This is a genomic window from Psychrosphaera ytuae, assembly GCF_017638545.1.
Classification (GTDB): Bacteria; Pseudomonadota; Gammaproteobacteria; order Enterobacterales; family Alteromonadaceae; genus Psychrosphaera; species Psychrosphaera ytuae.
Map to the genome: position 1 here is coordinate 2,073,470 of NZ_CP072110.1, position 25,959 is coordinate 2,099,428.

29 protein-coding genes are annotated in these 25,959 nt (G+C 41.2%); 22 read left to right on the plus strand and 7 right to left on the minus strand.

What is annotated here, in order from left to right:
* Positions 1–6 precede the first annotated feature (6 nt).
* From glyQ to dnaA, 5 genes are all read right to left on the minus strand, one after another.
* Positions 7–921 carry a glycine--tRNA ligase subunit alpha gene (gene glyQ, locus J1N51_RS09345; protein ID WP_208830689.1) on the minus strand — a complete coding sequence of 305 codons (915 nt, stop codon included), beginning with the start codon at positions 919–921 and terminating at the stop codon, positions 7–9.
* Between the two features lie 114 nt (positions 922–1,035).
* Complete coding sequence (gene gyrB / locus J1N51_RS09350; protein WP_208830691.1) at positions 1,036–3,480, minus strand: DNA topoisomerase (ATP-hydrolyzing) subunit B; 2,445 nt, start codon at positions 3,478–3,480, stop codon at positions 1,036–1,038.
* Positions 3,471–4,601, minus strand: a complete 1,131-nt coding sequence (recF, locus tag J1N51_RS09355; RefSeq protein WP_208830693.1) for a DNA replication/repair protein RecF — start codon at positions 4,599–4,601, stop codon at positions 3,471–3,473. Before recF ends, gyrB begins: the two co-directional genes overlap by 10 nt.
* A gap of 19 nt (positions 4,602–4,620) precedes the next feature.
* Positions 4,621–5,724, minus strand: coding sequence for a DNA polymerase III subunit beta (gene dnaN, locus J1N51_RS09360; protein WP_208830695.1), 1,104 nt, complete (start codon positions 5,722–5,724; stop codon positions 4,621–4,623).
* 14 nt (positions 5,725–5,738) lie between these two features.
* Positions 5,739–7,145: a chromosomal replication initiator protein DnaA gene (gene dnaA / locus J1N51_RS09365; RefSeq protein ID WP_208830697.1), complete on the minus strand. Its 1,407-nt coding sequence runs from the start codon at positions 7,143–7,145 to the stop codon at positions 5,739–5,741.
* Between the two features lie 450 nt (positions 7,146–7,595).
* On the opposite strand from dnaA, the gene rpmH reads away from it, so the two are divergent.
* The 19 genes from rpmH (at position 7,596) to J1N51_RS09460 (ending at position 24,080) form a co-directional block, all read left to right on the plus strand.
* A complete protein-coding gene (rpmH, locus tag J1N51_RS09370) occupies positions 7,596–7,730 on the plus strand; it encodes a 50S ribosomal protein L34 (RefSeq protein ID WP_208830699.1) in 135 nt (44 codons plus the stop codon).
* A gap of 4 nt (positions 7,731–7,734) precedes the next feature.
* Positions 7,735–8,103: a ribonuclease P protein component gene (gene rnpA, locus J1N51_RS09375; protein ID WP_208833391.1), complete on the plus strand. Its 369-nt coding sequence runs from the start codon at positions 7,735–7,737 to the stop codon at positions 8,101–8,103.
* Entirely contained in the window at positions 8,058–8,324 is a 267-nt protein-coding gene (gene yidD / locus J1N51_RS09380) for a membrane protein insertion efficiency factor YidD (RefSeq protein WP_208830701.1), read from the plus strand. The genes rnpA and yidD overlap by 46 nt, the downstream gene beginning before the upstream one ends.
* Positions 8,325–8,329: 5 nt before the next feature.
* A complete protein-coding gene (gene yidC, locus J1N51_RS09385; RefSeq protein WP_208830703.1) occupies positions 8,330–9,979 on the plus strand; it encodes a membrane protein insertase YidC in 1,650 nt (549 codons plus the stop codon).
* An 88-nt stretch (positions 9,980–10,067) separates the two neighbouring features.
* Complete coding sequence (gene mnmE / locus J1N51_RS09390) at positions 10,068–11,447, plus strand: tRNA uridine-5-carboxymethylaminomethyl(34) synthesis GTPase MnmE (RefSeq protein ID WP_208830705.1); 1,380 nt, start codon at positions 10,068–10,070, stop codon at positions 11,445–11,447.
* Positions 11,448–11,479: 32 nt separating this feature from the next.
* Positions 11,480–11,914: a flavodoxin domain-containing protein gene (locus J1N51_RS09395; RefSeq protein ID WP_208830707.1), complete on the plus strand. Its 435-nt coding sequence runs from the start codon at positions 11,480–11,482 to the stop codon at positions 11,912–11,914.
* 527 nt (positions 11,915–12,441) lie between these two features.
* On the plus strand, positions 12,442–14,331 hold the full coding sequence (gene mnmG / locus J1N51_RS09400; protein WP_208830709.1) for a tRNA uridine-5-carboxymethylaminomethyl(34) synthesis enzyme MnmG: 1,890 nt from the start codon (positions 12,442–12,444) through the stop codon (positions 14,329–14,331).
* Between the two features lie 94 nt (positions 14,332–14,425).
* Entirely contained in the window at positions 14,426–15,058 is a 633-nt protein-coding gene (gene rsmG / locus J1N51_RS09405) for a 16S rRNA (guanine(527)-N(7))-methyltransferase RsmG (RefSeq protein WP_208830711.1), read from the plus strand.
* 26 nt (positions 15,059–15,084) lie between these two features.
* Positions 15,085–15,867, plus strand: coding sequence for a ParA family protein (locus J1N51_RS09410; protein ID WP_208830713.1), 783 nt, complete (start codon positions 15,085–15,087; stop codon positions 15,865–15,867).
* Positions 15,868–15,894: 27 nt separating this feature from the next.
* Positions 15,895–16,785: a ParB/RepB/Spo0J family partition protein gene (locus J1N51_RS09415; RefSeq protein ID WP_208830715.1), complete on the plus strand. Its 891-nt coding sequence runs from the start codon at positions 15,895–15,897 to the stop codon at positions 16,783–16,785.
* Positions 16,786–17,152: 367 nt separating this feature from the next.
* Complete coding sequence (locus J1N51_RS09420) at positions 17,153–17,527, plus strand: ATP synthase subunit I (RefSeq protein ID WP_208830717.1); 375 nt, start codon at positions 17,153–17,155, stop codon at positions 17,525–17,527.
* Between the two features lie 27 nt (positions 17,528–17,554).
* Positions 17,555–18,352, plus strand: coding sequence for a F0F1 ATP synthase subunit A (gene atpB, locus J1N51_RS09425; protein WP_208830719.1), 798 nt, complete (start codon positions 17,555–17,557; stop codon positions 18,350–18,352).
* 107 nt (positions 18,353–18,459) lie between these two features.
* Entirely contained in the window at positions 18,460–18,684 is a 225-nt protein-coding gene (gene atpE / locus J1N51_RS09430; protein WP_208830721.1) for a F0F1 ATP synthase subunit C, read from the plus strand.
* A gap of 46 nt (positions 18,685–18,730) precedes the next feature.
* Positions 18,731–19,201, plus strand: coding sequence for a F0F1 ATP synthase subunit B (gene atpF / locus J1N51_RS09435; protein ID WP_208830723.1), 471 nt, complete (start codon positions 18,731–18,733; stop codon positions 19,199–19,201).
* A gap of 17 nt (positions 19,202–19,218) precedes the next feature.
* Entirely contained in the window at positions 19,219–19,752 is a 534-nt protein-coding gene (atpH, locus tag J1N51_RS09440; RefSeq protein ID WP_208830725.1) for a F0F1 ATP synthase subunit delta, read from the plus strand.
* 14 nt (positions 19,753–19,766) lie between these two features.
* Positions 19,767–21,308, plus strand: a complete 1,542-nt coding sequence (gene atpA / locus J1N51_RS09445; protein WP_208830727.1) for a F0F1 ATP synthase subunit alpha — start codon at positions 19,767–19,769, stop codon at positions 21,306–21,308.
* Positions 21,309–21,369: 61 nt separating this feature from the next.
* Entirely contained in the window at positions 21,370–22,230 is an 861-nt protein-coding gene (gene atpG, locus J1N51_RS09450; protein WP_208830729.1) for a F0F1 ATP synthase subunit gamma, read from the plus strand.
* A gap of 28 nt (positions 22,231–22,258) precedes the next feature.
* The gene (gene atpD / locus J1N51_RS09455; protein ID WP_208830731.1) at positions 22,259–23,638 is read left to right on the plus strand and encodes a F0F1 ATP synthase subunit beta; all 1,380 of its coding nucleotides are present in this window, start codon (positions 22,259–22,261) and stop codon (positions 23,636–23,638) included.
* A gap of 22 nt (positions 23,639–23,660) precedes the next feature.
* Complete coding sequence (locus J1N51_RS09460) at positions 23,661–24,080, plus strand: F0F1 ATP synthase subunit epsilon (RefSeq protein ID WP_208830733.1); 420 nt, start codon at positions 23,661–23,663, stop codon at positions 24,078–24,080.
* Between the two features lie 101 nt (positions 24,081–24,181).
* Here J1N51_RS09460 and J1N51_RS09465 read toward each other — a convergent pair whose 3' ends face one another.
* Together J1N51_RS09465 and J1N51_RS09470 are read right to left on the minus strand one after the other, a co-directional pair.
* Positions 24,182–24,487, minus strand: a complete 306-nt coding sequence (locus J1N51_RS09465; RefSeq protein WP_208830735.1) for a Bor/Iss family lipoprotein — start codon at positions 24,485–24,487, stop codon at positions 24,182–24,184.
* Between the two features lie 9 nt (positions 24,488–24,496).
* The gene (locus J1N51_RS09470; protein ID WP_208830737.1) at positions 24,497–24,787 is read right to left on the minus strand and encodes a Bor family protein; all 291 of its coding nucleotides are present in this window, start codon (positions 24,785–24,787) and stop codon (positions 24,497–24,499) included.
* A gap of 175 nt (positions 24,788–24,962) precedes the next feature.
* Here J1N51_RS09470 and maoP point away from each other — a divergent pair, with 175 nt between their 5' ends.
* The 3 genes from maoP to J1N51_RS09485 all read left to right on the plus strand — a co-directional run bounded on the left by maoP (position 24,963) and on the right by J1N51_RS09485 (position 25,953).
* Positions 24,963–25,286 (plus strand): DUF413 domain-containing protein, encoded by a 324-nt coding sequence (gene maoP / locus J1N51_RS09475; protein WP_208830739.1) that lies wholly within the window; start codon positions 24,963–24,965, stop codon positions 25,284–25,286.
* Positions 25,287–25,381: 95 nt separating this feature from the next.
* A complete protein-coding gene (locus J1N51_RS09480) occupies positions 25,382–25,582 on the plus strand; it encodes a DUF3283 domain-containing protein (RefSeq protein WP_208830741.1) in 201 nt (66 codons plus the stop codon).
* 14 nt (positions 25,583–25,596) lie between these two features.
* Positions 25,597–25,953 (plus strand): MGMT family protein, encoded by a 357-nt coding sequence (locus J1N51_RS09485; protein ID WP_208830743.1) that lies wholly within the window; start codon positions 25,597–25,599, stop codon positions 25,951–25,953.
* Positions 25,954–25,959 lie beyond the last annotated feature (6 nt).

Sequence of the window (25,959 nt, forward strand, 5' to 3'; positions counted from 1 at the left end):
GTTACCTTACTTGTCCGAATCTGAAGTTTTACATAATGGGAAACCAAGCGCTTCACGTGAGTCGTAATAAGCCTGAGCAACCGCTTTAGATAATGTTCTTACACGTAGGATATAACGTTGACGTTCGGTAACTGAAATCGCATGACGTGCATCTAACATATTAAATGCGTGAGACGCTTTCATCACTTGTTCGTAAGCTGGTAAAGCTAACCCTTCTTCGATTAGTTTCTGACTGGCTGCTTCCGCATCGTCAAACGCTTTAAACAACACTTCAACATTAGCTAGCTCAAAGTTGTACTTAGATTGTTCTACTTCATTTTGATGGAATACGTCTCCGTATGTCACGGTTCCCATCGGACCGTCAGTCCAAACTAAATCGTAGATACTGTCAACACCCTGTAAGTACATAGCTAAACGCTCTAAACCGTAGGTAATCTCACCAGTAACAGGTTTACACTCTAAACCACCTACTTGTTGGAAATACGTAAACTGAGTGACTTCCATTCCGTTTAGCCATACTTCCCAACCTAAGCCCCAAGCACCAAGTGTTGGTGATTCCCAGTTGTCTTCTACAAAGCGAATATCATGAACTAAGGTATCAATACCTAGCTCTTCGAGGGAACCAAGATATAGTTCCTGAATGTTATCTGGAGATGGCTTTAACATCACTTGGAACTGATAGTAATGTTGTAGACGGTTTGGGTTTTCACCATAACGGCCATCCGTTGGACGGCGGCATGGTTGAACATAAGCAGAGCTCATTGGCTCAGGGCCAAGTGAACGTAAGAACGTCATAGGATGGAATGTACCTGCACCAACCTCTAAATCCAATGGCTGTATTATGACACAACCTTGTTTTGCCCAATATTCTTGTAGGGCAAGAATTAAACCTTGAAAGGTTTTGATATTGTATTTGCTCATGATTCTAAATCACCAAACTCATTCGTTTACAAACGGCATTAACCGCAATTTTTAAATAAAGAAAGCCTAGTGCGTAAACATCTAGGCTTAAATTTGTTTCTTTAGTTAACTAACTTATACGTCAAGGTTAGCAACTTTTAATGCATTCTGATCGATAAACGCACGACGTGGCTCTACGTGATCACCCATCAATGTAGTAAACAATTGATCACAGCCAATAGCATCTTCAATTGTTACTTGCAGCATACGACGTGATTCTGGATCCATCGTAGTTTCCCACAATTGGTCAGGGTTCATTTCACCAAGACCTTTGTATCGCTGTATGTATAGGCCACGCTTAGATTCTTTCATTAACCATTCTACTGCTTTTCCGAAATCGTCTACTGGGAAACGCTTTTCGCCACGACTAACGTAAGCCGTATCTTCAAGTAGATTTAGGTTAATGTCGCCTACAGAACTAATGTCTTTAAACTCTTTAGAGTCGATGAAGTCTTTGTTAAGTGTGAAATCTCGATCAACACCGTGTTGGCGAACTCGAATTACAGGAACATATAAGTTGCGCTCATCATCGTGTTGTACGATAGGAGTGTAGATAACGCTCTCTGTTTCTTTTTCATTTAACTGTTTAACAAAGCTCTCTAACCACTCTGTAATAGCAGAGTCATTACTCAATAAAGCAGAATCTAGTGGCTTAAAGAACATTAGATTACGTAAAATCTCAGTGTTTATTTTCTTCTTCAAACGCTGAATCGCATTATCAGCTTTGTGATATTGAGCGATTAGCTTTTCTAATTCAGCGCCATTGATAGCCGGTGCGTCTGTGTTTACATGTAAAGTTGCACCTTCTAACGCAAGTGTTGTTAGGTATTCTACTAACGTATCGTCATCTTTAATGTAACGTTCTTGCTTACCTTTTTTAACTTTATAGAGAGGTGGCTGAGCGATGTAAATGTAGCCGCGCTCAATTAATTCAGGCATTTGTCTGTAGAAGAAGGTTAATAATAATGTACGAATGTGAGAACCATCGACATCAGCATCGGTCATGATAATGATATTGTGGTATCTAAGTTTAGCAGGGTCATACTCATCTCGACCAATGCCGCAGCCTAATGCTGTAATAAGTGTGCCTACTTCAGCTGAAGATATCATCTTATCAAAACGCGCTTTTTCAACGTTCAAGATCTTACCTTTAAGCGGAAGAATTGCTTGATTTTTACGGTTTCGACCTTGTTTCGCTGAACCACCGGCCGAGTCACCCTCCACTATATATAGTTCTGACTTTGCAGGGTCTTTTTCTTGGCAGTCTGCCAACTTACCTGGTAAACCTGCAATATCCAATGCACCTTTACGACGGGTCATTTCACGTGCTTTACGTGCTGCTTCACGAGCTCTCGCTGCATCAACAATTTTCATGATGATGTTTTTAGCAATGGATGGGTTTTCCATTAAGTAGTCATGAAGCTTTTCACCCATTGCTTGTTCGACAGCAGGTTTAACTTCTGAAGAAACCAATTTGTCTTTTGTTTGTGAAGAGAATTTAGGATCTGGTACTTTAACAGAAATAACAGCTGTTAAACCTTCACGAGCATCATCGCCACTCGCAGAGATATCTACCGCATTCTTGCCTTTTCCTTTGTTAAGCCCTTCAGCACTCATATAGTTATTTAGAGTACGGGTTAGTGCACCACGGAAGCCACTTAAGTGTGTTCCACCGTCACGTTGAGGTATGTTGTTGGTAAAACAAAGGATGTGTTCTTTATACGAATCGTTCCACTGCATTGCAACTTCAACAACGATTCCGTCGTCTTTCTCTAAAGAGAAATAAAAGATTTCATCATTTACAGCAGACTTATTGGTATTCAAATACTCAACGAAAGCTTTGATACCGCCTTCAAAGAAGAAGTGTTCTTTTTTGTCTTCGTCTCTTTCGTCTTCAATACGGATAGAAACGCCAGAGTTAAGGAACGATAATTCACGGATACGTTTAACTAAGATGTCAAAATGGAACGTGATATCAGAAAAAATGGCTGCGCTTGGCCAAAAACGAACTTCTGTGCCTGTTTCAGTTGCTTCACCAATAACAGCCAGCGGCGCGACAGGCTCACCTAAATGATATTCCTGTTCATGAAGCTTACCATCACGACGAATTGTTAAAACTAATTTGTCACTCAAAGCATTTACAACAGATACACCAACGCCGTGCAAGCCACCAGATACTTTATAACCAGAGTCTTCTCCACCGAATTTACCACCGGCGTGTAGAACAGTCATGATTACTTCAGCTGCAGATACCCCTTCTTCTGGGTGAATCTCAGTTGGGATTCCACGTCCATTATCTCGAACGGAAACAGAACCGTCCAAATGGATTTTTACAACGATGTCACTACAGTGACCAGCTAGCGCTTCGTCGATTGAGTTATCAAGAATTTCGAATACCATGTGATGAAGGCCTGAACCATCATCGGTATCACCAATGTACATTCCTGGACGTTTACGGACCGCATCTAGGCCTTTTAAGACCTTAATACTTGAAGAACCATATTCATTTTCTACGGACATAACTGCTCCATATTCTCTGGTTTAATTGTTCCATGTTCCACGTGGAACACATTCACAGAATTTGTGTGTTTCATAAATTCCTTTGCTATTTTTCTTTCTATCCCTGTAACGAATATTTGTGCTCCTGATTGCATCAGCAATCGGAGCATTGTATCACGCGTTACCTCGTCCACTTCCGATGGAAGGTCATCAACGAGTAACAACATATTTTTGTTAGCAACGCGTTTTACTAATTTTACTATTGCGACCTCAAGCAAATAGAACAGCATTTTACTCTGCCCTCTAGATAGCATTGAGGTCATGTCCGTACCATTTTGAACGAACTGCAAGTCAGCTTTGCTAGGTCCAAATCCAACTTGTTTGTATCTAATATCTTTTTCAATTTGACGGAGAATATCGTTATCACTCTCTACTTCTCCGTCAAAAACTTTGGTTTTATAATTTAAGGTTAAACTTTCAAGTAACGACGTTCTACTATCATTACTTAGAGTGTCAACCAACTCTGTTAGCTCAACTTGAAGTAACTCAGTTACAAAACGCTGTCGATAAAACTCGACTTTCTTGGCTGCCTCTATTAGACCTCGATACCAAAACAACAACTCTTTGGTGTTACCTTTGTTTGCTCTCAACAAAACGTTAATTTGTTTTTGCGCTTTTTGAAAATTGCTCCACAAATTTTGATATTCATGTTCCACGTGGAACAAGCCAAAATCTAAAAAGCTTCTTCGAGCTTTAGGGCTACCAAAAAACACATCAAAACTTTCAGGTGTTATAAGCTGAACCGGAAATAATCGACTACCTTCCGATAAACGATTTAAAATGTCTCCGTTTAGCTTAAGTCGAGACTTACCAGTTTTGTCTAGATCTAAACCTAATTTGTGTAACTTGGACTCTTGCTCCAACGACACGGCCACTGCAAGATAATCGCCTTCTATGTTTATCAACCCACCGCGTTTATTTGTTCTGAATGACTTTGCTCTGCTCAGAAAAAATAACGACTCTAATAGGCTCGTTTTACCGCTACCATTTTCGCCAAAAAAAACATTTACATTTTTATCTGTTTCGATGGCAACAGTACTAATGTTTCGAAACCCAACAACGTTGACTTTCTGTACGAGCATCAATTCCTCAATCTCTAAATTAGAGCTTCATTGGCATAACAACGTACAAACTAGATGCGTCGTCATAGCCTTCAATCAATGCACTGCTGTTAGCATCCGCTAACATAATTTTAACCGTGTCTGTCGTTATGTTATTTAAAACATCAATGATATATGAGACGTTAAAACCAATCTCCAAATTGCCACCGTTATAGTCAACTAACGCCGTTTCTTCAGCTTGTTCTTGCTCTGGGTTATTTGCAGAAACCAATAACTCACCCTGGCTTAGGTTAAGACGAACCCCCTTGAACTTCTCGTTTGACAATATAGAAACTCGTTGAAACACGTCTTTTAACATGTTTTTGTCCGCAACAATGGTTTTGTCTCCGCCTTGCGGTAAAACACGGCGATAGTCAGGAAAACGACCGTCAACTAATTTACTAGTAAATACGAAATTAGCGTCGTTAATTCTAATGTGATTATTACCAAGCTGAAGCTCTAGCTCAGCGTCATTATCTTCAACTAAACGTAAGATTTCTAACACAGCCTTACGAGGAACAATTACTTGTTTTTGCTGAGACACACCATTTGAAATCGGCTGTTGTGCTAACGCTAAACGATGGCCGTCTGTGGCAACCGTGCGAATTACATCACTCTCTAACTCAAAAGACATACCGTTGAGATAATAACGAACATCCTGATTGGCCATAGAAAAATAGATACGCTCGATCAGAGCTCGTAAAGTGTGCCTTTGAAGTTTAATTTGCTCTTCTGACTGCCATTCTTCAAGATTAGGATAGTCACTTGCAGGCAGTGTCGACAAACTAAAACGAGATTTACCTGCTTTCAAAATAGCGGCGTGTCCCTCTACTTTTAATTCAATTTCAGAATCACCTGGTAAAGAACGACAAATATCGAAAAGTTTTTTAGCGGGAACGGTAATAGCACCAGCTTGAATAACATTATCTGGTGTGGCGGACGCTACCAACTCCACTTCCATATCTGTACCCGTAAAGCGAACAGAATCTAATGATGTTTCAATTAAAACATTTGATAGGATCGGCAGCGTATGTTTTCGTTCTATCGCGCCGGAGACCATAGTTAATGGTTTTAAAAGTGCGTCTTTACTTATAATGAAATGCATTTATCCATTCCCCATTATGACGACAAAATTCGCATTAAATTTTGCACGTCTTCTTTAATTTCGTGACTTTCTTCTTTTAGTTCTTTTATTTTGCGACAGGCATGCAATACAGTTGTGTGATCTCGGCCACCAAACGCATCTCCAATCTCAGGTAAACTGTGATTGGTTAATTCCTTTGCTAGTGACATTGCAATTTGTCTTGGTCTTGCGACAGAACGGCTGCGACGCTTGGATAAAATATCCGCTACGCGAATTTTAAAATATTCCGCAACCGTTTTTTGAATATTATCAATGGTGACTAATTTGTCTTGAAGTGCCAGTAAATCTCTCAACGCTTCTTTTACAAAGTCTATTGTTATCGGACGTCCAGTGAAGTTAGCGTTTGCAATAACTCGGTTTAATGCCCCTTCCAATTCGCGAACATTAGAGCGAAGTCGCTTAGCGATAAAAAACGCCACTTCTTCTGGTAATTTAACCTTACTTTGATGAGCTTTTTTCATCAAAATAGCGACCCGAGTTTCTAACTCAGGCGGTTCGATTGGAACATTAAGACCCCAACCAAAGCGGCTCTTAAGTCTATCTTCAACTCCGTCGATTTCTTTTGGATAACGATCCGAAGTCAAAATGATTTGTTTATTACCTTCTAATAGCGCATTAAAGGTATGAAAAAACTCTTCTTGTGAACGATCTTTTTTAGCAAAAAATTGAATATCATCGATCAAAAGTGCATCAAGACTTCGGTAATAACGCTTAAACTCTTCAATCGCATTATTCTGTAGCGCTTTTACCATGTCCTGAACAAAGCGTTCAGAATGCATATAGACGACCTTTGCGTCCTTTTTGTTTTCCATGATGCCGTTGCCGACCGCATGAAGTAAGTGAGTTTTACCTAGACCAGTTCCGCCATATAAAAACAATGGGTTATATGCACCACCAGGGTTATCTGCAACTTGCATCGCTGCGGCACGTGCTAATTGGTTACTATTACCTTCAACGAAACTATCAAATGTGTAAGTATCATTTATATTTGATTTGAATACGGCCTTTGGTTTAGCCGCAGGAGAAACAGGACTACCACTTTGTCCCATCACAGGTGTACTCATCGCCTGTGGTTGGTTAGCTTGAACATTACTCGTTTCGGCTGCATGGCTGAAGGTTTGTGGTTGCGCTGCGGCTTTTGAACCAACATCAAAGTTTAACCTAGGCACAGCTGCACCATCACTAAACTGCACTAACAGTTCATTGATGCGATTCATGTACTTATCTCTGACCCAATCCAACACAAAGCGATTAGGCGCATATAACGTCATAAGCTGATCTGAACTATGAAGCTGCAGTGGGCGGATCCACATATTAAACTGCTGTTGCGACAGTTCTTGTTCCAAAACTTGCAGGCAATGTTGCCACAGTGATTGATACACTTAACGTCCTATTTTGATGTCCGGTTATAATTATTCATGCACAATAGCGCGTCGGTTATTATGCCTTAGAATTATCCACAAACTCAACCAACAAATGCCGTAAAAAATAGAATAAATCGGCTTAAATTTATGGCTTCTTATAAATCCATTGAATTAGCCCTTTATGCTGACTGATTACCAGTGAATACGGAATTTCATAAAGCACAAAAAAGTCGAATTTCAGCAAAATCAACTGCCCACAAAAGTTTATGAATAACTCCTAACTTATCCACAATAACAACAGGTATTAAATATTGTTTTGTGAATATACTGTTAGTACAAAAATAAATGGATCAAAATAATTGACTATTTATGGATCAATCTATATTATTCGGCGTCCTTTTTTGGGGCCCTGCAGGGGTCGCGACCTGCGGGATAATTAGTAGTAATAACCGATCGGATGGATTAAATATGAAACGTACATTTCAACCTAGCGTTCTAAAGCGTAAGCGTACTCACGGTTTCCGTGCTCGTATGGCAACTAAAAACGGTCGTGCTGTTTTAGCGCGTCGTCGTGCAAAAGGACGTAAGTCTCTTTCTGCATAATAAAGTGGATAACTTCACTTTTCCAAGGGAGTTACGTCTTGTAACTCCCTCGCAATTCTCGCGAATATTTGACCACCCTGTCAAAGCTGTTTCAGATCACTTCACTCTCTTAGCCAAATACAATGATTTAGACCACCCACGTCTAGGATTAATCGTCGCTAAGAAAAAAGAAAAAACTGCCGTTGGTCGCAATAAAATCAAACGCATTACCCGAGAAAGTTTTCGGTTAAATCAACACAACCTACCAAATATTGATATAGTAGTGCTCGCCCGAGATGGCATTGGTCAGGTAGATAACGAAAAACTCAACAAGCAGTTAAAAAAACTATGGAAAAAAATCGCTCTCCGTTGCGAACAATCCTTAAAAAAATAGTAAGAGGCTATCAGCTCCTTATTAGCCCATGGTTTCCTGCAAAGTGCCGTTTTCATCCAAGCTGTTCAGAATATACAATTGAAGCAATTGATCAGCATGGATCAGCAAAAGGTACTTGGTTAAGTGTTAAACGTATTCTAAAATGCCACCCTTTCAGTGAAGGCGGATTCGATCCGGTTCCACCTTCAACCACAATAGACAAAAATAAAGAAGAGAAATAAGCGCTATGGAATCGCAACGTTCGTTCTTAGTTATTGGTTTAGCCTTGGTTAGCTTTTTGCTATTCCAACAATGGCAAGTCGATTACAATACGCCAGCTCCTCAGCAAGTAACTCAAACTGTTGCTCAACAGGAAACTGGATTACCAAACGCAAACACTAATTCACAAGCTGATTTACCAGCGGCGGATTCTGTTGCGCTCGTTGAGCCTCAAGCGCCAGCGAATAAAGATCTAATCAAAGTCGTAACAGACACATTAGAAGTCTTAATTGATCCACAAGGTGGTGACGTAGTATCTGCAACTCTACTGCAATACGATGAAACTCACCTATCTGAAGAAAAATTCCACCTGTTAAAACAAACGCCAGCATACATTGCTATGTCAGGTCTAGTAGGACCTCAAGGTCCAGACGCAGCCACTGAAGGCCGACCTTTGTATCGCGCAGAACAACAAGAGTGGATGCTCGAAGGTAGTGAACTAACAGTACCTTTGACTTATCAAACAGAAGATGGCTTAACAGTAAAGAAAACGTTTAAATTTACTCGCGGCTTACACTCAATTGATGTTGCGTTTGAACTACAAAACAACTCTGACAAAGCAGCTCAAGTTGTTCCTTTCTTTCAGTTGAAACAAGAGATCACTGAACAAGAAAGCAGTATGATGATGCCGACCTACCGCGGCAGTGTATATTCAACCGCGGACAGTGCATACGAAAAACACGACTTTGATGATATGGCTGATGACAAGCTAAACGAAAACACCAAAGGTGGTTGGATTGGTATGATTCAACATTATTTCGTTGCCGCTTGGGTACCTAGCCAGGAACTTCAAAACAACATTTACTCGCGCTCGATAGGCAATGGTTCAGCAGCAATCATTGGAGTTAAATCACCAGCAGTTGTTATTCAACCAGGTGCGACAGAAACTCTATCCGCAACATTGTTTGCAGGTCCTAAAAATCAAGAAGAGTTAGCAAATATTCACAACACTCTAGATTTGACTGTCGACTACGGATTCTTATTCTTTATTTCACAAATCCTATTCTCTGGTCTGGCGGCGATTTACGGATTTGTAGGTAACTGGGGTATTGCAATTATTATCATCACTATTGTTGTGAAAATGCTGATGTACCCTCTTACCAAAAAACAATACGAATCAATGGCAAAAATGCGTGCGCTTCAGCCTAAGATGGAGCAATTAAAAGCGCGTTTTGGTGATGACCGTCAGAAGTTTGGTCAAGCGACAATGGAGCTATACCGCAAAGAGAAAGTAAACCCAATGGGTGGTTGTTTGCCTCTGTTGCTCCAGATGCCGATCTTACTTGCTCTTTATTGGGTATTCTTGGAAAGTGTCGAGCTTCGTCACGCACCATTTGGCCTTTGGATCACAGACCTTTCTGCGAAAGACCCATACTATGTATTGCCGGTATTATTTGGTGCTTCAATGTGGTTAATGCAAAAGTTATCACCGACGCCTTCTGCCGACCCAATGCAACAAAAGATGATGATGTGGATGCCTGTACTGTTCTCAGTATTCTTCTTGTGGTTCCCAGCAGGTCTAGTTCTTTACTGGTTGGTATCAAACGTTATCTCGATCATCCAAATGGTCGTGATTTATCGCGCAATTGACAAAAAGCAAGCGGCGAAAAAGTCATAACAACGACCCGTCATTTTCTTTTTAAAATGAAGTACAATTAAAGGCGACCCTGTGTCGCCTTTTCTTTTTTTAGATTTAGAGATTAAGTATGAGTAACCCGTTTGAAAATGTAGAAACTATAGTGGCCCAAGCAACAGCCCCTGGTAAAGGTGGCGTTGGCATTATTCGTGTTTCTGGCCCTTTATCTGTGCATGTCGCTGAGCAAATAGCGGGCAAATGCCCAAAGCCCCGATATGCAGATTATCTAACATTTAAAGGCTTGGACGGCAGTGTACTCGATCAGGGAATCGTTTTGTTTTTTAAAGGCCCTAACTCATTCACTGGTGAAGACGTTGTAGAATTTCAGGGTCACGGTGGACCCGTCGTAATAGACTTATTATTACAAGAAATTACAAAAATCGATGGCATCCGTATGGCCCGTGCAGGTGAGTTCAGCGAACGCGCATTTTTAAATGACAAAATCGATTTGGCTCAAGCTGAAGCAATTGCTGACCTAATAGAAAGTACATCAGTACAAGCAGCAAAGTCAGCTTTACAATCTCTTCAGGGCGAGTTTTCGAATAAAATACATCAACTCGTCGAGCTCATGATCCAACTGCGTATCTACGTCGAAGCGGCGATTGATTTTCCTGATGAAGAGATCGACTTTTTGTCAGACGGAAAGGTAGCTGGAGATCTCGATCACATTATTGAGTCTGTTGAACGTGTTAAGCAACAAGCACAACAAGGCGCAATTATGCGTGAAGGCATGAAAGTGGTTATCGCTGGACGTCCAAATGCGGGTAAATCTTCTCTACTAAATGCTTTATCAGGAAAGGAAAGTGCCATCGTAACGGATATCGCAGGAACGACTCGAGATGTCCTCAAAGAACATATCCATATAGACGGAATGCCACTACATATTATCGACACAGCTGGCTTACGTGAAAGCCCAGATACGGTAGAACAAATCGGTATTGAACGCGCATGGAAAGAAATAAAAGAAGCTGACAAAGTGCTGCTTATGGTCGACGCAACCACAAATGACGACATAGACCCTCATAAGATCTGGCCCGAATTTATCGATCAATTACCCGAAAATATGCCGTTAACTATCGTCAGGAACAAAATTGATTTGATCGGTGAAGATAACGCTGGCATTACAACAATCAATGACCTACCCGTGGTATCTATATCCGCACAAAACCAATTGGGCATTGCAGAGTTAAAACAGCACTTAAAAGCAGCTGTGGGCTTTGAAGGGAGTACAGAAGGTACGTTCATGGCAAGACGCAGGCATTTAGACGCTATAGACCGTGCCTATTCACACTTATTACAAGGCAAAGACCAGTTACATTCATTTATAGCTGGTGAGATATTGGCAGAGGAATTGCGCATTGCTCAACAACATCTAAATGAGATCACAGGGGAGTTTAGCTCTGATGATCTACTTGGGCGGATCTTTAGTTCATTTTGTATTGGAAAATAGCCAAAGAAATTTAAATAGGACACATAATTACAATGATATACATATATGTAGGGACCGAAACTGGTACTGCAGAATACGTAGCAGATGAACTAATTGATGTTTTAAATGAGCATGATTTAGCTCATCAATTAGTAGAAAATGACGAACTGCCGGATGTAAACAATGGGGACATTTGGCTTTTTTGTACTTCAACACATGGTGCAGGTGAAGTACCAAATAACCTTAAACCCATATATAACATGTTGCTCAGCAAAGATTCATTAGAGGGCCTTAAACACCTTGTGATAGGTTTAGGAGACTCAAGTTATGACACCTTTTGTCACGCTGCTAAAGCAATACATACGACCCTAATCAACAAGGGATCTGCATCGGTTTCAGAACCAATTCTTGCAGATGCCATGTCAGATGAACTTCCTGAAGACCTGATTATTCCTCAATTTAACGCATTAATAAGCGATCTATCCTAGTTTTTGCGATCTTGATCTGGATCTAGATAAAATTTTATTTAGATCCGATCAATTCACATCTCACCACCTTTGTTGCGCTCTTTTTCGCCTGATCACATTTTATCTAATAGTTATTAACAATATTCACACAGTAGTATTCTTTGTTAGCTAGGGGTGTGTATAAGATCGTTAAGATCATTTGATCTAACTGATAATATCCAAAGAATAAGATCTGTCGCTATTTCTGGTGTGGATAAGATCGCACTTTGTCTACAAGGTTATTGCGATTAGATCCAAGCTAGATCACAAGATATGATCCTCAGAAGATCCTAAAAAATAATGAAAAATTCGACTTACTAACAGAAATTCAAATGCTAATAGTAATAAAAATAAAAGATCTTTAAATAGATCTTATATTTAATTAGTGATCTGAATGACTTGAGTACGGGAACAAAATGGGCAATAAATAACCGTTTAAATCCCTTTAAAAGCAAGATAGAATACGCGCCCTTTTTTAAGGATCCCTTTTTTGAAGTTTCGAGGTAATCATGATCTTTGCTGAACAATTTGATGTCATTGTTGTTGGTGGTGGCCACGCGGGTACTGAAGCTGCTCTTGCAGCTGCGCGCATGGGCCAGAGTACCCTTTTGTTGACTCACAATGTTGATACACTTGGTCAAATGTCATGTAATCCTGCAATCGGTGGGATCGGAAAAGGTCACTTAGTAAAAGAAATCGATGCCCTTGGTGGCGCTATGGCACTTGCGGCAGATGCTGGTGGTATTCAATTCCGAACTCTAAACTCTTCAAAAGGCCCGGCTGTTCGTGCGACACGCGCTCAAGCGGATAGACAGCTGTACAAAGCAGCAATCAGAACAACTTTAGAAAACCAACCTAATTTAAAAATATTCCAACAATCTTGCGATGATCTTATCGTAGAAAATGATCGAGTTGTTGGTGTAGTAACCCAAATGGGTCTTAAATTCCGCTCTAATGCCGTTGTACTGACCGTTGGTACATTTTTAGGGGGCAAGATACACATTGGCTTAGAAAACCACTCTGGAGGCCGTGCAGGCGATCCTCCGTCTATTGCTTTAGCTGACCGTTTACGCGAATTACCATTCCGTGTAGATCGTCTTAAGACGGGTACACCACCTCGTATTGACGCGAGAACAATCGATTTTTCTGTAATGCAAGCTCAGCCAGGTGATACTCCAACGCCTCATTTTTCATTTATCAGTAAAGATGGGTGTCATCCACAACAGATACCTTGTTTTATCACTTACACAAATGAGAAAACTCATGATGTTATTCGAGGTGGATTAGACCGTTCACCAATGTACTCAGGAGTTATCGAAGGGATTGGGCCAAGATACTGCCCGTCAATTGAAGATAAAATAGTTCGCTTCGCAGATAAAGATCGACACCAAATATTCGTCGAACCGGAAGGATTAACAACTCACGAAGTATACCCTAATGGAATCTCGACAAGTTTACCTTTTGACGTACAGGTTGAATTAGTTCATTCAATTGCTGGTTTTGAAAATGCGCACATTACGCGTCCAGGCTATGCCATTGAATATGATTATTTTGATCCGAGAGATCTCAAACCAACACTAGAAACCAAGTTTATTGACGGACTGTTCTTTGCTGGTCAAATCAATGGTACGACAGGCTATGAAGAAGCTGGTGCTCAAGGCTTAATCGCTGGTATGAACGCAGCTCTTCAGGTCCAAGACAAAGAAGCTTGGGCACCAAGTCGCGATCAAGCATATATCGGTGTATTGATTGACGATCTTGCAACGCTTGGAACTAAAGAACCTTATCGCATGTTTACAAGTCGTGCTGAATATCGCCTACTTCTTCGTGAAGACAATGCTGATCTTCGCCTGACAGAAAAAGGTCGTAAGCTAGGTTTAGTTTGTGATGAGCGCTGGCGTATTTTTAATGAAAAAATCGAGCAAGTCGCAATTGAAAAAGAGCGTCTTAAATCAAATTGGATCCACAAAGATCACCCAGCGGTTGATCAAGTTAACGAGTTATTAAAAACACCTATCGCTCGTGAAGCGAGTTTAGAAGACTTGGTGCGTCGCCCTGAAGTTCGTTATGACGATTTGATGAATATTGAAGGTGTTGGACCTGCAAACAGTAATAAACAAGCTGCAGAACAAGTTGAAATCCAGATCAAATATCAGGGTTACATCGACCGCCAACTGCAAGAAATTGCTAAACAGCAAAAACATGAAAACACTGAAATACCTAAAGAATTTGATTACAGTGCAATTAGTGGCTTGTCTAACGAAGTTATCGCAAAGTTAGAAGATGCACGTCCTGATACAGTTGGCCAAGCATCTCGTATTTCTGGTATCACACCAGCTGCGATCTCTATGATCCTTGTTTATCTCAAAAAACAGGGCGCTCTTCGCAAAACTGCCTAAGAACAAAAACTAATCAGGCAGAGAATTATCACTAGGTATGGCGGGCTTTGCTCGCTATACTTCTACCAATTTTTACAATTCCGACCTTATCAAAATGTTAAAAAACAAACTTATTCAATTGATCGACCAAACGGATTTAACGGTTTCAGAACAGCAAATAGACCTTTTAGTTGGTTACGTCGAACGTTTGGATAAGTGGAACAAAGCGTATAACCTGACGTCGGTTCGCGATCCAAAACAAATGTTAGTCAAACATATAGTTGATAGCTTGGTTGTGAGTCCTTACTTATCTAAAACACCAAATTCTAATGGTAAGTTTATCGATGTAGGTACTGGACCCGGCTTACCAGGTATGCCGTTGGCAATTACCAATCCCGATTTAGATTTTAGCTTGTTAGACTCATTAGGTAAGCGAATAAGATTTATCACTCAAGCCTGCTTTGAAATGAAAATCAATAATGTTTCACCGATTCAAAGTCGCGTAGAGGATCATCAAGGTCAATACGCAGGTGTATTGAGTCGTGCATTTGCTTCTATCAGCGATATGGTGAACTGGAGTCATCATTTGGTTGCACCAGATGGTCGTTTTTTTGCATTAAAAGGTCAGGTCGATAAAGAAGAAATTGAAGACTTACCGAATTTTGTTAAAGTTGAAGAAATTATTAAGTTGTCTGTGCCTGAACTTGAAGGCGAACGTCATTTGGTCGTGTTAAGCAAAACATCTTAACCAGTTTCAAAGGGAATAACCGTAACGTGGCAAAAATAATAGCAATAGCCAATCAAAAAGGTGGAGTGGGAAAAACAACATCCGCTGTCAACTTAGCTGCATCTATGGCTGCAACGAAGCGCAAAGTGTTATTGATAGACTTAGATCCACAGGGCAATGCCACTATGGGTTCAGGTGTCGATAAATATGATGTCGAATACAGCGCTTACGATCTGCTCGTTGAAGACACGCCTTTTGAAAAAGTTGTCCAAACCGAAACTTCAGGGGGCTATCACGTCGTCGCTGCAAATGGTGATGTAACGGCTGCCGAAGTTAAAATGATGGAAATGTTTGGCCGTGAATTACGATTAAAAACGGCGCTTTCTAAAGTACAACAAAACTACGACTTTATTTTTATCGATTGTCCACCGAGTCTGAACATGTTGACGGTAAATGCTATGGCCGCGGCCGACTCGGTAATTGTTCCAATGCAGTGTGAGTATTATGCACTGGAAGGTTTGACTGCACTAATGGACACCATTAGCCAATTGGCGGCAATTGTTAACCCGAATTTAAAAATAGAAGGCATTCTTCGCACTATGTACGATCCTCGCAATCGTTTGGCGAATGATGTGTCAGAACAACTCAAACATCACTTCGGCGATAAAGTATATCGCACGGTTATTCCTCGAAATGTTCGCTTGGCGGAAGCTCCGAGTTTCGGTTCACCAGTGATGTATTACGACAAATCTTCATCAGGCGCTAAAGCCTACTTGGCCCTTGCTGGTGAAATTCTTCGTCGTTCAGATAAAAACAATAACGCTGCGTAAATCGCGGTTTTTGTGTAAAGGAAAGTTATGTCTCCCCGTAAACGTGGTCTTGGTAGAGGTTTAGACGCCCTATTAGCAACTCAAACTAATTCACAAACAGCTTCTGCAACAACTGAAGAAGCTCATACTGGTGAAAAGAGAAACTTGGTAAATCTACCTGTTGAGCAATTAGTACCAGGTAAATACCAACCGCGTAAGGATATGTCTCCTGAAGCATTAGAAGAGTTAGCTGCGTCGATCAAGAATCAAGGAATTATCCAACCAATCGTTGTACGCCCGATCAATGATGATCAATATGAGATCATTGCCGGTGAGCGCAGATGGCGAGCATCACAAATCGCTCAATTAGATGAAGTGCCTTGTTTGATCAAAGATGTCCCGGATGAAGCTGCGGTTGCAATTGCTCTTATTGAAAACATTCAGCGTGAAGATTTAAATGCGATGGAAGAAGCGATCGCATTGCAACGCCTTCAGGACGAATTTGAACTAACTCACCAAGAAGTTGCAGATGCGGTTGGCAAATCTCGTACTTCGGTGACTAATTACTTACGTCTAAACAAACTCGAAGATGACGTTAAAACTTTGATGGAACACGGTGACTTAGAGTTTGGCCATGCAAAAGTGTTACTGGCACTAACCGGTGACCAACAAATTATTGCCGCGCGTCGAGTAGTAGCAAAAGATTTAACCGTTCGCGATACCGAGAAATTAGTAAACAGTCTTACTCAAGAACAAGTTGAGAAGAAAGTGGCAGAAAAAGACCCTGACGTGAAATTACTTGAGCAACAATTGGTTGAACGCTTGGGCGCCAAGGTTGATATTTCTTACAACCGAAAAGGCAAAGGCAAAATGGTCATTTCTTATTCGAGCCTTGATGAATTAGATGGAATTATTGCGCACTTAACTACAGAGAGTTAATTATTGTCGAATAGGGCTCTTTTTGCGTAAGGTGACAAAAAATAAATAACTAAATTGTAACGTTTTTTTGTCACCGAATTCGTCAAACAAGTAACTTACTGACCATTTTTCTCAAAAAAATAAGTCGTTTTATCAGTTACATAGATTGACTCCTTCGAAAATGAAATTTAATTACTAAAAACAACCACAAATCAAATCTTATCTCGACGTGTAATCCCCTCCACTAAACTTGCAAATGCGCCATTTAAACGTATAATTTCGCCTGATTTTAACCTAGCTGTCACCTCATCTGTAAATCAGATTGTTTTTAGAACAGGTTTAGGTCAATAAACGCCCAGTGCGTTGTAATAAGTTAGGAAAATTGACGGTGGCGAGACACCTTACACAGCAACATCGAAAAACAGCGTTTAAGTTTGTTGGGTTTCAATTTGGTTTAGCCATTTTACTGTCGGTTTTAGTAGGATTTATTTGGGAAGTGCAAATTGGTCAGTCGTTTTTTATCGGCGCCATGTTAGATGTACTTCCCTCTTTTGTGTTTACCGTCTATGCATTTAGATATTCAGGCGCACAGCAATTGAGAATGATTGCCGCCTCAATGTATCGCGGAGAAACCGTAAAAATAATTATAACTGGTGCTTTATTTGTCGCAGTTATCACAGCCCTTCCGGTCGTATTTCCGGCGTTATTTGTGGGCTTTTTGATAATGAAAATAAGCCAGTTTTTACAAACGATTTTCTTTTAATAACTTTAAACTTTTGGGAAATAAACAATGGCTGGTGATGTAAATGGTTACATTAAGCACCATTTAACCAATGGCACAGTAGGCGAAGGCTTCTGGACCTGGCACGTTGATACGCTAGGTTGGTCTGTGTTTTTAGGTTTGGTGTTCATACTTTCATTCCGAAGCGTTGCTAAAAAGGCAACTGCTGGCGTACCGGGAAAATTTCAATGTTTTGTTGAAATGATCGTTGAGTTCGTGGGTCAAAGTGTTCGTGACACTTTCCACGGCAAAAACAAATTGATCGCTCCTTTAGCGCTAACAATTTTTGTATGGGTTCTATTAATGAACCTTATGGATTTGGTTCCGGTTGATTGGTTACCTACATTAGCAGCGCTAATCGGTGGCGAATCTTGGGAAACGATTTCTTCTGGTAATTCTCATATTTACCACAAAGTTGTACCTACTACTGACTTAAACACGACTGCCGCATTAGCGTTAGGTGTTTTCGTTCTTATGATCTTCTATTCGATCAAAATCAAAGGTTTTGGTGGATTCATGAAGGAGCTATACGCTCATCCATTTAACACGCCATGGTTGTACTGGTTTAACTTCATCATCGAGTTTATCTCTTTGTTAGCTAAGCCTATGTCATTGGCGCTACGTTTGTTCGGTAACTTATATGCAGGTGAACTTATCTTCATCCTAATCGCCGGCCTGATGGGCTTCTGGCAGTTACCTGCGCACTTTATTTGGGCGGCGTTCCACATATTAGTAATTCCTCTTCAAGCGTTCATCTTCATGATGTTGACCATCGTTTATTTGAGCATGGCGCACGAAGACCACTAATTTAGAAATACCCGACGTCAGCTAACTGAAAACTGGTGGCTGACGTTTAGATTTACAAACAGTTTTACTTTTAACTTTAAACATAACTAACCATTTGGAGATTAAAAATGGATCCAATTATTTACATTGCAGTTGCTTTACTAATCGGTTTAGGTGCTCTTGGTACTGCTATCGGTTTCGGTTTATTAGGTGGCAAGTTCTTAGAATCTGCTGCTCGTCAACCAGAGCTTGCTCCTCAGCTACAAGTTAAAATGTTCATCGTAGCAGGTCTTATCGATGCTATCGCGATGATCGGTGTAGCTATCGCGTTATACATGATGTTCGCACTTTAATTAATTAGTCATTCTTCGAACATTAAATTAATTAAGGAGAGCGGTTGTGAATATTAACGCCACTCTATTAGGCCAATCGATTGCGTTTGCATTCTTCGTATGGTTCACAATGAAATATGTGTGGCCAGCGTTAAATGGTGCAATTGAAGAACGCCAAAATAAAATAGCGGATGGTCTTGCAGCGTCTGAACGCGCTGAGAAAGACTTAGAGCTTGCTCAAGAAAAAGCAACTGAACAGCTTAAAGAAGCTAAAGTTCAAGCTGCTGAAATCATCGAGCAAGCGAAAAAGCGTGCAACACAAATCGTTGACGAAGAAACTCAAAAAGGCCACGAAGAGCGTGAGAAAATCATCGCTTCAGGTCACGCAGAAGTGGAAGCTGAGCGTAACCGTGCCAAAGAAGAGCTTCGCCAACAGGTTTCTGTTTTAGCCATTGCTGGTGCAGAGAAAATTTTAGAGCGTCAAATTGATGCTGCTGCCCACAGCGACATCCTAGATAAACTAGTTGCAGAACTATAAGCAGAGGAATAGAGCAAATGTCTGAATTGACTACAGTAGCTCGTCCCTACGCCAAAGCTGCGTTTGATTTCGCTGTTGAAAGCGGAGCAGTAGCAGAATGGCATGAGATGTTAGCGTTTGTTGCCGAAGTTGCAAAAAACGAAGACATCAAAGCCTTCTTAGCTGGCTCTCACTCACCAGAAGTTACTTCTGACTTATTTGTCAAAGTATGTGGTGAACAACTGAATGAACGAGGCCAAAACCTTATTAAGGTGATGGCTGAAAATGGACGTTTAGTTGCTCTTCCTGCAGTTGCAGAATTGTTCAATGAACAAAAAGCACTGTATGAGAATGAAATTGAAGTTGAAGTAACTTCTGCAACTGAACTTAGTGATGCTCAGCAAAAAGCATTAGCTGAATCACTAGAAAAACGTCTAGCACGCAAAATTAAGCTGAATTGTAATGTTGATAGCGCCGTTGTAGGTGGCCTGTTGATCAAGGCAGGTGATACTGTCATTGATGCCACAGTACGCGGAAAACTTGAACGTCTATCGACAACTTTACAATCGTAATTGGGGATTTGAGCATGCAACTTAACTCAACTGAAATCGCCGAACTAATCAAGAAAAGAATTGAACAGTTCGACGTTGTCAGCGAAGCTCGTAACGAAGGTACTATCGTATCAGTAACGGACGGTATCATTCGCATCCACGGTCTTGCAGACTGTATGCAAGGTGAGATGATCGAACTTCCTGGCAATCGCTATGCTATCGCACTTAACCTAGAGCGTGACTCTGTAGGTGCCGTAGTTATGGGTCCATATGCGGACCTTCAAGAAGGCACAAAAGTTAAATCTACTGGCCGTATTTTAGAAGTTCCAGTAGGTGACGCACTATTAGGTCGTGTTGTAAACACACTAGGTGCTCCAATCGATGGTAAAGGTCCAATCGACGCAGCTGGTTTCGAACCAGTTGAAAAAATTGCACCAGGTGTTATCGACCGTCAATCAGTAGACGAGCCAGTACAAACTGGTTATAAGTCTGTAGACGCGATGATTCCAGTAGGTCGTGGCCAGCGTGAGCTAGTTATCGGTGACCGTCAGACTGGTAAAACAGCTTTAGCAATCGACGCTATCATTAACCAGAAAGATTCTGGCATTAAGTGTGTGTACGTTGCTATCGGCCAAAAAGCATCAACTATTGCAAACGTTGTACGTAAGTTAGAAGAGCACGGTGCGTTAGAAAACACTATCGTTGTTGCTGCATCTGCTTCTGAGTCTGCGGCGCTGCAATTCTTAGCACCTTTCTCAGGTTGTACAATGGGTGAATACTTCCGTGATAACGGTCAAGATGCACTTATCGTATACGATGACTTATCTAAGCAAGCTGTTGCTTACCGTCAAATTTCATTGCTTCTTAAGCGTCCACCGGGCCGTGAAGCATACCCAGGTGACGTTTTCTATCTTCACTCGCGTCTTCTAGAGCGTGCTGCTCGTGTAAACGAAGCATACGTAGAGCGTTACACTGAAGGTAAAGTAACTGGTAAAACTGGTTCATTGACAGCACTTCCAATCATTGAAACTCAAGCGGGTGACGTATCAGCATTCGTACCGACTAACGTAATTTCGATTACCGATGGTCAGATCTTCCTTGAGTCAGACATGTTCAACGCAGGTATCCGTCCAGCTGTTAACGCTGGTATCTCGGTTTCTCGTGTTGGTGGTGCAGCTCAAACTAAGATCATCAAGAAACTAGGTGGTGGTATCCGTCTAGCTCTTGCACAGTACCGTGAATTAGCGGCGTTCTCTCAGTTCGCATCAGACCTTGATGACGCAACTCGTGCACAATTAGAGCACGGTGAGCGCGTAACTGAACTAATGAAGCAAAAGCAATACGCTCCAATGTCAATCGCTGACATGGGTGTTTCATTATTTGCTGCTGAAAAGGGTTACCTGAAGGACGTAGAAGTTTCTAAAGTATTAGACTTTGAAGCTGCGTTAATCTCGTTCATGAACAGTGAGTACACTGAATTAATGAATGACGTTAATGCGACCGGTAACTTCAACGGCGACATCGAAGCAAGTTTGAAAGAAGGCATTGAGAAATTCAAAGCGACTCAAACTTGGTAATTAGGTTAGGTGAGTAAGCATTAGCAAGCTCACCTTCGTTGAATGTTAAACGGAGAATCACATGTCCGGCGCAAAAGAGATTAAAGGTAAGATCGGGAGTATTAAAAACACTCAGAAGATCACCAGCGCGATGGAAATGGTTGCGGCTTCTAAAATGAAGAAAGCTCAAGACCGTATGGCGTCAAGCCGTCCATATGCGGAAACAATGCGTAAAGTGATTGGTCACATTGCTAGCGGTAGCCTTGAGTATCGCCATCCATATTTGGAAGAGCGTGAGGTTAAGCGTGTAGGTTATGTGGTGATTTCGTCTGACCGAGGCCTTTGTGGCGGCTTGAACACTAATGAGTTCAAAGCAGTTGCAAATGATGTACAAAAGTACATGGATAACGGTGTAGAAGTAGACTTTGCTGCCATTGGCTCAAAGGCTGTTGCTTTCTTCAACCGTTTTGGCGGCAACGTTGTTGCAGCTAATTCAGGTCTAGGTGATGCACCGTCTGTTACAGACGTTGTAGGTTCGGTTCGCGTTATGTTAGACGCGTACAACGAAGGCAAAATCGACCGCTTGTTCGTGGTTTACAACAAGTTTGTAAATACCATGACTCAAGAACCAACGATCAATCAGTTACTACCTTTACCGAAGGCAGAAAACGAAGACATGTCTCACAAATGGGATTATATCTACGAACCGGATCCAAAAGTGTTATTAGAGACACTATTGGTTCGTTACGTTGAATCTCAGGTATATCAAGGCGTTGTAGAAAACGCTGCGTCAGAACAAGCTGCGCGTATGGTTGCGATGAAAGCCGCAACAGATAACGCAGGTGGTCTAATTGACGAATTACAATTGATATACAACAAGGCACGTCAGGCAGCCATCACTCAGGAAATTTCTGAGATATGTGCTGGTTCTGCAGCGGTTTAGGTTTAAAAACAAATTTAGAGGAATTGTCATGAGTCAAGGTAAGGTCGTACAGATCATTGGCGCGGTTGTGGACGTAGAGTTTCCACAAGATGCAGTACCTGCGGTATATGACGCGATTAAAGTAACTAACGGAGACCTAGCGGGTCTTACGTTAGAAGTTCAGCAGCAGTTAGGCGGTGGCGTTGTTCGCTCAATCGCTCTAGGTACTACTGACGGTCTAGCACGTGGTGCACAAGTAGAAGGTACTGGTAAAGGTATCGAAGTTCCAGTTGGTACAGCTACACTTGGCCGTATCATGGACGTATTAGGTAACCCAATCGATGAAGCGGGTCCTATTGGTGAAGAAGAGCGTTACACGATTCACCGTGCTGCTCCTTCATACGAAGAACAATCAAGCGCAACTGAACTACTAGAAACTGGTATCAAGGTTATCGACCTTGTATGTCCGTTTGCTAAAGGTGGTAAAGTTGGTCTATTCGGTGGTGCCGGTGTTGGTAAAACCGTAAACATGATGGAACTTATCCGTAACATCGCAATCGAGCACAGCGGTTACTCAGTATTCGCAGGTGTTGGTGAGCGTACTCGTGAGGGTAACGATTTCTACCATGAAATGAACGAATCAAACGTACTAGATAAAGTATCTCTAGTTTACGGTCAGATGAACGAGCCACCAGGAAACCGTTTACGCGTAGCATTAACGGGTCTAACAATGGCAGAGAAGTTCCGTGACGAAGGTCGTGACGTACTTTTCTTCGTTGATAACATCTACCGTTACACGCTAGCGGGTACAGAAGTATCAGCACTTCTAGGTCGTATGCCATCTGCGGTAGGTTATCAGCCTACACTAGCTGAAGAAATGGGTGTACTTCAAGAGCGTATTACGTCAACTAAGACTGGTTCAATCACTTCAATCCAAGCGGTATACGTACCTGCGGATGACTTGACTGACCCGTCACCAGCAACGACGTTCGCTCACTTAGATGCAACAGTTGTACTTTCTCGTGATATCGCATCAAAAGGTATTTACCCAGCGATCGATCCACTAGATTCTACTTCACGTCAGCTTGACCCACTAGTAATCGGTCAAGAGCATTATGACGTTGCACGTGGTGTACAAACAGTACTACAGCGTTACAAAGAGTTAAAAGACATCATTGCGATCCTAGGTATGGACGAGCTATCTGAAGAAGATAAGCAAACTGTATCTCGCGCTCGTAAGATTGAGCGTTTCTTATCTCAACCATTCTTCGTTGCAGAAGTATTTACTGGTGCACCTGGTAAATACGTATCTCTTAAAGACACAATTGCTGGCTTTAAAGGTATCTTAAACGGTGAATACGACGACCTACCAGAACAAGCGTTCTACATGGTTGGTTCGGTTGAAGAAGCTTTAGAAAAAGCGAAATAAGAAGCTTAATTAGGAGCGTAAAATGGCTGCAATGACTGTCCACCTAGACGTAGTAAGCGCAGAAGAGAAGTTATTCTCTGGCCGCGTTGAAACGTTACAGGTGTCAGGTAGTGAAGGTGACTTGGGTATTTACCCAGGTCACGCGCCTTTACTTACTGCCATTAAACCTGGCATGGTACGCGTAGTTAAGCAGCACGGCGAAGAACAAGTGTTCTACGTTGCGGGTGGCGTTTTAGAAGTTCAACCTGGTTATGTATCAGTGTTGGCAGACGTTGCTTTACGTGCTGATGACTTGGATGAAACTGCGGCATTAGCGGCACAGAAAGAAGCGGAAGAAGCTCTTTCTAATCCAGGTGCAGATTTAGATTATGCAGAAGCAGCAATTCAGCTGTCTGAAGCGATCGCACAATTACGCATTATCCAGCAGATTCGTAAAGGCTAATCAGCGTTTAGATATTAACTGGTACTTTTTTAAGGCTCAGTTTGATATCAACCGTATTAAAAACCCGGCATTGGCCGGGTTTTTTTATGCTCTTAAAGTTCTTAATCTACTTGGCAGGTTACTCTTATGGTTTTAGGGTACCAAATCGGACCTGCATTATTTACAACAGACGCAGCCAAGCCATTAATAAACGTCTCTTCAGTCGTCACTGTTACCCATTCTTTGTTTTTACATTTGTCCGAAACAACGACTGGCTTTGATAATTCATAGAGGTCAAGCGCGACATTGTGATGCCAATCTTCAGTTTCGATTGTTGTTTTTAGATTATCTACTGGACCATTGTCAAAGTGAATCGTAGTACAGCCGCTAGTCAGCACAACTGCTAATATTGATAACAAAATTCTCATAATACTCTCCTACTCACACCACACTTTTGCTGTATGGGGAGAATAGATTCCCAATGTAACAGCTGAAAATAACCCATCAGTAAACGTTGCTTGAGTCTGCATTTGCACTGGCTTCTTATCGCCACACACAGCTTTTACGTCTACTCGTTCTTCACCGACTAATCCCCAAAAGAAAAATGCATAGGTTTCTTCAAAGGTCGGTGGGTTGACTCTTTTGGCGGTTTGCTGAGGCTGCACCGTCATGGTCGAGCACCCAGTCAATGTCGCTATGATAAATAAGCCCACTAATAGCTGTTTCATTGATAATTCCTTGTTTATATTTTTTAGTGACTTATTTAAGCATTGATATTTTAGGACCGCTATAGGCAGTAACAATTGATCACAAATATTAAAAACTTAATAAAAACTACACCTTTTTGTATTAAATCGTCTATATAAAGACAGCCATTCAATGTAAACGTTAGGTGGAGTGATCATGGAAAACATAAGTGTTGGCAAGTATACCTATTTCGACGACCAAAATTTTCCTCATGGGTTTCGGCGAAGCGGTATTTTTACTATTAAAGAAGCAGAGTTATTGGAAACATATGGTCAAACATTATTGGGTTTAGAAAAACACACTTATGAACCAATAAACCAAGATGAAGCATTGTTTCAAAAAGCGATATTAGGTGAGGCTGAGTCTAATAGTTTTGCTGTAAGGACTTGGCGGAAATACCGTGCGGCAATTGCTTCAAAGTCGGAAAAGATATTTATGTCAGCGCACTCAGGGGATAGTTTAGTAACAAATCAGGAGTAAACTTACATCAGCCAATTGAGTATGTATTTTTGTTATTTTAATTGTGGCTTTTAGGCAGTAAACTTACTTTATTCGATGAAAATAGAAGTAAGCCTATGAGTCACAATATTGCAACCAAACCAAAACACGAGCAGGACGCAATTCAACATGATCTTATGGCGTCATTTTGGGCCTATAAAGAAAAACGTGGATTAATGAGTCGCCCTGAAATTATCAAATACATCCACCAGCATTTCCAAGAGCCAGCGTTACAAGAACACTTAATGCAACGTTACGAGTTTTTTAAAACAATGTAATCAAGAGGTTCCATGTGGAACTTAATCCTCATTACTTGAAAATTTGGAAGACGGTGCAAGCCATTCCTGAAGGAAAAGTTTCCTCTTATGGTCAAATCGCTGATTTAGCAGGTTTGCCCGGTCGATCACGTCTTGTTGGAAAGTGTCTGGGATACATACCCGAAAATGGTGTCGACGGATTTCCTGTTCCTTGGTACCGAGTGATACGCTCAAGTGGTGAAATTGCGTTTGAGTCCGGCTCAGAAAAATACCAAGAGCAGAGGAGCTGTTTACTACAAGAAGGGGTAACGGTTAAAGGACGACGCGTATCGATGAAAGAGTTTCAGTGGCAACCTGATCTGAGTGAATTATTATTTAAATTAGTGAATTAACCTTCA